Source organism: Streptomyces sp. MK7 (assembly GCF_032658145.1).
GTDB classification, from domain to species: domain Bacteria; phylum Actinomycetota; class Actinomycetes; order Streptomycetales; family Streptomycetaceae; genus Streptomyces; species Streptomyces spiralis.
This window is the reverse complement of the sequence record NZ_JAVACL010000182.1, coordinates 1-314: the sequence shown is the minus strand read 5'-3', so window position 1 is coordinate 314 and position 314 is coordinate 1. Positions and strand designations below refer to the sequence as shown.

Below are 314 nucleotides of genomic sequence, written 5' to 3'. Positions count from 1 at the left end.
GCCGGTATTGCGCTCTTACCTGCCCCTGGCCGGGATGCTGCGGTTGAGCCGGGATGCGCGCTACAATGTGTGAGAAGTGGGTTAGCTTCCCACCTGAGCCACATGAGCGGAGGGGTGCGTATGAGCGTGACCAACGTCGACCTTGATGACCAGGCCCTCGCCGAGGCCGCCGCGCTCCTTGGCACCACGACCAAGAAGGACACGATCAACGCTGCCCTTGCCGAGGTTGTTAAGCGCTACAAGCGCCGTCAGGCAGCCGAGCGGCTGGCCGAGCGTGGAGCACGCGGAGATTTCGAACCCACCCGGCGCGTACG

Annotated in this window: 1 protein-coding gene; it reads left to right on the top strand. The window is 65.0% G+C overall.

What is annotated here, in order from left to right; translation table 11 throughout:
* Nucleotides 1-120 precede the first annotated feature (120 nt).
* Nucleotides 121-314 (top strand): type II toxin-antitoxin system VapB family antitoxin (locus R2S09_RS40400; protein WP_316746291.1); only part of this gene is annotated, 194 nt, incomplete at its 3' end.